Below are 6,821 nucleotides of genomic sequence, written 5' to 3'. Positions count from 1 at the left end.
CCGACCGCCGACCGCCGACCGCCGACCGCCGACCGCCGACCGCCGACCGCCGACCGCCGACCGCCGACCGCCGACCGCCGACCGCCGACCGCCGACCGCCGACCGCCGACCGCCGACCGCCGACCGCCGTCGATCTCGGACCTCGGACTTCCCCGGACCGGCTTGTGGGCTCCGCGCCCAGGAAAAGCCCTGGAGAAACGGGGAGGCTCCGCTCCGGTCGGTCGAATGTCCGATCGGAGCGGAGCCCCTCACCCAGGGTCTGCTCGGCTGCGCACCCCGCGCCGGGTTGATACGGCTACGCCGGCCCGCCGCAGGACTTGCGCAGTTCGAGAGTGGGCAGCAACTCGATCCGGTGGACGGGCATCGAGTCGCCGGCGTCGAGCCGCCGCAGCAGAAGATCCAGGGCGCCCGAGCCGACCGCCTGCTTCGGCGGCGCCACCGCTGTCAGCGGCGGCTCCGACAACGACGCGTACACGTCGTCGTAGGCGATCAACGCCACGTCCTCCGGCACCGTCAGACCGTGCGTACGCAGCAGCGACGGCAGTTGCAGGGCGTCCTGGTCGTTGTGCACGAGCACGGCCCGCACGCCCTCGCGCGCGGCCTCGGCGATCCGGGCGGCCAGGTCCGCTTCGTCCGCGGGTGAGCGGGACACCCCGGGGTTGGGCACGTCGATCACGGGCAGCGTCGGGAGTCCGAGCTGTTCGGTGGCCTCCGCGTAGCCCGCGCGCACCTCGCAGGCGGTGCGGGTGTCGGCACGGGCGGCGAGCAGCACCGCGTCGTGCCCGAGCGCGACGAAGCGGCGCAGGGCCAGCAGGACTCCGTGGCGGTGGTCGGAGCAGACCGCGTCCAACTGCGCCGCCGCGCCCAGCCGAGCCGCGCGGCGTTCCACCAGGACGGCGGGGACGGGCAGTTCGCCCAGCCAGTCGCCGCCCTCCAGCCCACCGCCGGGAGTCCAGCCCGGCGTGAGGAGCAGCCCGTCGACATCGGACCCCAGCAGCCGTTCTACCTGCGCGCGGTCATTCCCGGCGCCGTACGGGGCGATGCCCAGGACCAGCCGGGCGCCTCCCGCGGTCGCCGCGGCATGGGCCCCGGCGATCACCTCGTCGAAGTACTGGCCGACCGTGGGCACCAGCATGCCGATCACCCGGCCCTGGCCCGCGGGCTGCCCGCCGGCGGTGCCGGGGGAGAGGGAGACCGAGCCGTGGGTGCGCTGGACCTTGCCCTCGTCGGCGAGGACGGCGACGTCGCGCCGGACGGTGACCGCCGGGATGTCGAGACGCTCGGCGAGTTCCACGACCCGGATGGAACCGGTCTCGCGCACGACGTCGAGGATGCGCGAGCGACGTCGTTCGGCCGAAACTGCCATCGGCACTCCTCTGGAATCGGATCCGGTGTCCCTAGGCATGCCTGACCGGCAATGCCTCCCTTGAGGACCATATCCGATCACGCACGGGTCATCTGATCAGTTCCCTCTTCCCCATCCTCCCCGGCCGCCGTGTGGCACGGGAGGGGATTCCGGCCCACCGCGCACGGCATCCGGCGGCGCGGAGACCGGAAGACATTGAATCGACCGGTTATCGCATGGTCGCTCAGAGCTGATCGAACGATCCGGCTCTTGTGATCCCTTCCGTGCGCCGCTTCGCCGCAACGGCCCGTCGGCCCCGGCACGCCCACCGACCGGCCCGGGCCGGAGTATCACCCCCAGTGCGACGCACCCGCCGGGACGTCGCCGCCGCCGAGGCCAGCGGTGGCCGACCTCGGCAACTCGGAGCCGCACCAGGCCGGAGAGAGAGGGCGGCGGGTGGTTCCGGGAGATCAGCGCCGCCGCCCTGATGGACACCGCCGCTATGCCGCGCGACCGGCTGCCGCCCTGGCGGGCCCCCTGGCCGTCGTCGACCGGAAGCGCGCTCTCTTCTCTGTGCGGAGCGCCGACGACGGACGCGGCTTCAGCGCCCAGAGGACGGCCGCGGTGCGGTGGAGGGCCGGGAGTCTTCGATCGGATCCGCGAGGAATTGTTATTCGGGCCAGCCTCGGGGGTCTCCCAGCCATCGGACATCATCGACCGACGTCGAAGGACAGGGAACTTCTCGTATGAGCACACAGCATCCGGTGGAGCTGGCAGAGCTGGTGACTCACGCCCGCGAGGGCGACCCAGCGGCTCAGGACGCCTTGATCAGCGCGCACCTGCCGCTCGTGTACAACGTCGTGGGCCGCGCGCTGAACGGTTCCGTGGATGTCGACGACGTCGTCCAGGACACGATGCTGCGCGCCCTCGACGGACTGGCCGGGCTGCGTGAACCGGGCAGTTTCCGGTCCTGGCTGGTGGCGATCGCCATGAACCGGGTGCGGAGGCACTGGCAGGACCGGCAGGCCGCGCCGGGCGGCGTCGAGGAGGCCGACCGGGCCCCGGATCCCGGCGCGGACTTCGTGGACCTGACGGTGCTGCGACTCCAGCTCTCCGGCCAGCGCCAGGAGACGGCGCGCGCCACCCGTTGGCTGGAGCCGGACGACCGGGGTCTGCTGTCGCTGTGGTGGCTGGAGTGCGCCGGTGAGCTGACCCGCGCCGAGGTCGCGCAGGCACTCGCACTGTCCCCGCAGCACACCGCGGTCCGGGTGCAGCGGATGAAGGCCCAGCTGGAGGCGGCCCGCGTGGTCGTCCGCGCCCTCGACGCCCGGCCGCGCTGCCGCCAGCTCGCCGAGCTGCTGGTGGGCTGGGACGGCCGTCCGTCCGCGCTGTGGCGCAAGCGAATAGCCCGGCACGCGCGTGAGTGCGTGCGCTGCGCGGGCCTGTGGAGCGGACTGGTGCCGGCCGAAGGACTGCTCGCCGGTCTCGGTCTGGTGCCCGTTCCCGTGACGCTGGCGCCGCATCCGCCGACCGGCTACGACGGCAAGCCGACCGGTTCGGTGTCCGACGGCGTCGACGGGACCGCCGCCACGGACGACGGGGCAGCAGCCACGGACAACGTGACCGCCGCCGCGGACGACGTGACCGCGAGCTACGGCGGTCACGCCACCGGCGGCCGGGCCGCGGCACGTCGGAGACGCGGCCGGGGCACCGCCCGCGACGCCGCCCGCCGCAAGCGTCGCATACGGCGGCGCGCGACGGCAGCCGCCGTCATCGCCGCCTGCCTCGCCGGTGGCGGTGCCTGGTACTTCGGCCACGAGCCGGACGGCGGCGCGGACGGGAGCGAAACCTTGGCCGGGGCTCCGACCGCCCCCGTCACCGGCCTCCCCACTCCGGTCGGCAGTCCGTCGCACCCTCCGTCGCCCTCCGCCTCCCCGACGAAGAGCCCCAGCGCTTCGAAGAGCCCTAGCGTCTCCTCGAGTTCTGGCGCCTCCGCGAGCCCGAGCCCGGCGAAGAGCTCGCCCGAGCTGACGACGAGGCCGCAGCCCCTGCCATCCCGAACCACCGCCGGAGCCTCTTCCTCGCAGTCCGCCCCCGCCGGGGCCGTCGCGCAGGTGATCGCGCTGGTCAACCAGGAGCGTGCGAAGGCAGGCTGCGGTCCGGTCAGCGGGGACTCGCAGCTGGACGCCGCAGCGCGGGCCCACTCCGAGGACATGGCGGCCCGGGACTTCTTCGAGCACACCAACCCGGACGGCGCGGGTCCCGGCGACCGCATCACCAGCGCGGGCTACCGCTGGTCCTCGTACGGGGAGAACATCGCCCGGGGCCAGCAGACTCCGGAGTCGGTGATGAACTCCTGGATGAACAGCCCCCCTCACCGTGCCAACATCCTCAACTGCGCGTTCAAGGACCTGGGCGTGGGCGTCCTCCAGGGGTCGGGCGGCCCGTGGTGGACCCAGGATTTCGGCACCAAGTGACGTGGTCGCGGCCGGCGAACGGCCGCCGCGATCGTGAACGACCCCGCGCGGAGCCACAAGACCAGCCCGCCCGCACGCTGCGGAAGTACTCCCACTTCCTGCCCCGCGCCGGCGCACGGGGCACCGCCGTCATCGACGCGATCTTCGCGTAACTGCGGCCGGTCGGCAGAGCCTGTGGAGCGTGACCCATAGCCCGCCGCAGGCCCAAAGTCCCAGAGAAGTCCCAGAGATGCCGCCGCACCCCTCCCTGGCCCGCTAAGTAGCAGGTCAGACGGGGTGCGGCGGCATCCGCTCATCAAATGTCCCGGAACGTCTCGATCTGCGCCCCCACCGAGTTCAGGCGCTCCGCCAGGTCCTCGTAACCCCGGTTGATGACGTAGACGTTGCGCAGGACCGAGGTGCCCTCGGCCGCCATCATCGCGAGGAGGACGACGACCGCCGGGCGCAGGGCGGGTGGGCACATCATCTCGGAGGCGCGCCAGCGGGTGGGGCCCTCGACCAGGACGCGGTGCGGGTCGAGGAGCTGGAGGCGGCCGCCGAGGCGGTTGAGGTCGGTCAGGTAGACCGCGCGGTTGTCGTAGACCCAGTCGTGGATGAGGGTCTTGCCCTGGGCCACCGCCGCGATCGCCGCGAAGAACGGGACGTTGTCGATGTTCAGGCCCGGGAAGGGCATGGGGTGGATCTTGTCGATCGGCGCCTCCAGTTTGGAGGGGCGGACCGTCAGGTCGGTGAGGCGGGTACGGCCGTTGTCCGCGACGTACTCCTGGGAGCGGTCGTGGTCGAGGCCCATCTCCTCCAGCACCGCCAGCTCGATCTCCAGGAACTCGATCGGCACGCGGCGCACGGTGAGTTCGGACTCCGTGACGACGGCGGCGGCGATGAGGCTCATCGCCTCGACCGGGTCCTCGGAGGGCGAGTAGTCCACGTCGACGTCGATGTCGGGCACGCCGTGCACCGTGAGCGTCGTGGTGCCGATGCCCTCGACCCGTACGCCCAGGGCCTCCAGGAAGAAGCAGAGGTCCTGGACCATGTAGTTGGAGGAGGCGTTGCGGATCGTCGTGACGCCGCTGTTGCGCGCGGCGGCGAGCAGCGCGTTCTCGGTCACGGTGTCGCCGCGCTCGGTCAGCACGATCGGGCGGTCCGGGACGATCGCCCGCTCCACGGCCGCGTGGTACAGGCCCTCGGTCGCGGTGATGTCGAGACCGAAGCGGCGCAGCGCGATCATGTGCGGCTCGATGGTCCGCGTGCCGAGGTCGCAGCCGCCCGCGTACGGCAGCGTGAAGTGGTCCATGCGGTGCAGCAGCGGGCCCAGGAACATGATGATCGAACGGGTGCGGCGCGCCGCGTCCGCGTCGATCGAGGCCATGTTCAGCTCGGCCGGCGGGACCAGCTCCAGGTCCTTGCCGTCGTTGATCCAGCGCGCCTTGACGCCGATCGACGAGAGGACTTCGAGGAGGCGGTAGACCTCCTCGATACGGGCCACGCGCCGCAGCGTCGTACGGCCCTTGTTGAGCAGGCTCGCGCACAGCAGCGCGACGCACGCGTTCTTGCTCGTCTTGACGTCGATCGCGCCCGACAGATGGCGACCGCCGACCACCCGCAGGTGCATCGGCCCGGAGTACCCGAGCGAGACGATCTCGCTGTCCAGGGCCTCCCCGATGCGTGCGATCATCTCAAGACTGATGTTCTGATTGCCGCGCTCGATCCGGTTCACCGCACTCTGGCTCGTGGCCAGCGCCTCGGCGAGCTGCGCCTGTGACCAGCCACGATGCTGACGGGCGTCACGGATGAGCTTGCCGATGCGTACGAGGTAATCGTCTGCCATGGATGCAGGCTATCTCAGATATGAGATCGCCGCCGCTTGGGGGGTGTGCGGCGCGCGAGGCGTCATACCCGTACAACCCCGGGCACGGTGAGGGCATTTCAGTCAACCGCGTCCCCGCCCGTCGCGCCACTCGGGTGACGGGCGGCCCCGCCCGTACCGGCGTTGCGCCGTCCGGGTACCCGCCGGAGGATGCGCCCATGCGCTACTCCGTGAACATCCCGAACTTCGGTGACTTCGCCGACCCGCGTACCGTCGCCCTCCTCGCCCGCACCGCCGAGGAGGCAGGCTGGGACGGGCTCTTCGTCTGGGACCACGTGCTCCACGACAGGGAGCGGCGTCGCGGAGCCCCCTTCGGTGACCCCTGGATGCTCCTCACCGCCGCGGCCCTCGCCACCACCCGCCTGCGCCTGGGCACGCTCCTCACGCCCGTCCCGCGCCGCCGCCCCCACCAACTCGCCCGCCAGGTCGCCACGCTCGACGCGCTCAGCGGCGGCCGGGTCGTCCTCGGCGCCGGTCTCGGCGGCCCGATCGAGGACGAGTACGGGAGCTTCGGCGAACCCACCGACCCGCGCGTCCTCGCCGGGATGCTCGACGAGGGCCTCGAACTCCTCGCCCGCTACTGGACGGGCGAACACGTCACGCACCGCGGCAGTCACTTCACGGTGGACGACGCCCAGTTGCTCCCCGCGAGCACGCAGCGCCCGCGCCCGCCCGTGTGGATCGGCGGCTTCTGGCCGAGCCGCCCCCCGATGCGCCGCGCCGCGCGCTGGGACGGCGCGGTCCCGCTCTTCCGCACCGCCTCGCACGGCACCCCGCCGGACCTCGCGGAGGTGCGCGAGCTGGCGGCGTACGTACGGGAGCATCGCGCCGCGTACGGAGAGGAGCACCCGGAGGCGTACGTGCGCGAGCGCGCGACCCCCGCGACCCCCTTCGACCTCGTGCTCGGCGGCATCTCGCCGCGCGACCCGGACCGGGCCGCCGAGCTGATCGCGCCGTACGCCGAGGCCGGGATGACGTGGTGGGACGAGCGCCAGGCCGGCGACGGCGAGCACATCGACCGGCTCGCGCCCGTCCTGCGCCGTGTCGAGGCGGGCCCGCCCGGGTACTGAGGGCCGCCGCCGGGGGCGTGACGCGCGCCACGCGCCCGTCCCGCCACCGCAATGGCCGTACCGCG

The 6,821-nt window shown here is 72.7% G+C and carries 4 protein-coding genes; 2 read left to right on the top strand and 2 right to left on the bottom strand.

Annotated elements, in window-relative coordinates; all coding sequences use genetic code 11:
- Positions 1–295: 295 nt before the first annotated feature.
- On the bottom strand, positions 296–1,366 hold the full coding sequence (locus G3I42_RS02615; RefSeq protein WP_164282227.1) for a substrate-binding domain-containing protein: 1,071 nt from the start codon (positions 1,364–1,366) through the stop codon (positions 296–298).
- Between the two features lie 725 nt (positions 1,367–2,091).
- Here G3I42_RS02615 and G3I42_RS02610 point away from each other — a divergent pair.
- Positions 2,092–3,822: a sigma-70 family RNA polymerase sigma factor gene (locus G3I42_RS02610; RefSeq protein ID WP_164282226.1), complete on the top strand. Its 1,731-nt coding sequence runs from the start codon at positions 2,092–2,094 to the stop codon at positions 3,820–3,822.
- Between the two features lie 295 nt (positions 3,823–4,117).
- Here G3I42_RS02610 and G3I42_RS02600 read toward each other — a convergent pair whose 3' ends face one another.
- A complete protein-coding gene (locus G3I42_RS02600) occupies positions 4,118–5,647 on the bottom strand; it encodes a UDP-N-acetylglucosamine 1-carboxyvinyltransferase (RefSeq protein ID WP_164282225.1) in 1,530 nt (509 codons plus the stop codon).
- Between the two features lie 197 nt (positions 5,648–5,844).
- Here G3I42_RS02600 and G3I42_RS02595 point away from each other — a divergent pair, with 197 nt between their 5' ends.
- Positions 5,845–6,756, top strand: coding sequence for an LLM class flavin-dependent oxidoreductase (locus tag G3I42_RS02595; protein WP_164282224.1), 912 nt, complete (start codon positions 5,845–5,847; stop codon positions 6,754–6,756).
- Positions 6,757–6,821: the final 65 nt, after the last annotated feature.

Source organism: Streptomyces sp. SID11385 (assembly GCF_010548245.1).
Lineage (GTDB): Bacteria > Actinomycetota > Actinomycetes > Streptomycetales > Streptomycetaceae > Streptomyces.
Note: the sequence above shows the minus strand (reverse complement) of the source record. Positions and strands in the feature narration are given on the sequence as shown.

Excerpts from the sequence above, each read along its gene's own strand:
- G3I42_RS02615 (WP_164282227.1), bottom strand. The coding sequence starts at position 1,366 with ATGGCAGTTTCGGCCGAACGACGTCGCTCGCGCATCCTCGACGTCGTG.
- G3I42_RS02600 (WP_164282225.1), bottom strand. The coding sequence starts at position 5,647 with ATGGCAGACGATTACCTCGTACGCATCGGCAAGCTCATCCGTGACGCC.
- G3I42_RS02610 (WP_164282226.1), top strand. The coding sequence starts at position 2,092 with ATGAGCACACAGCATCCGGTGGAGCTGGCAGAGCTGGTGACTCACGCC.
- G3I42_RS02595 (WP_164282224.1), top strand. The coding sequence starts at position 5,845 with ATGCGCTACTCCGTGAACATCCCGAACTTCGGTGACTTCGCCGACCCG.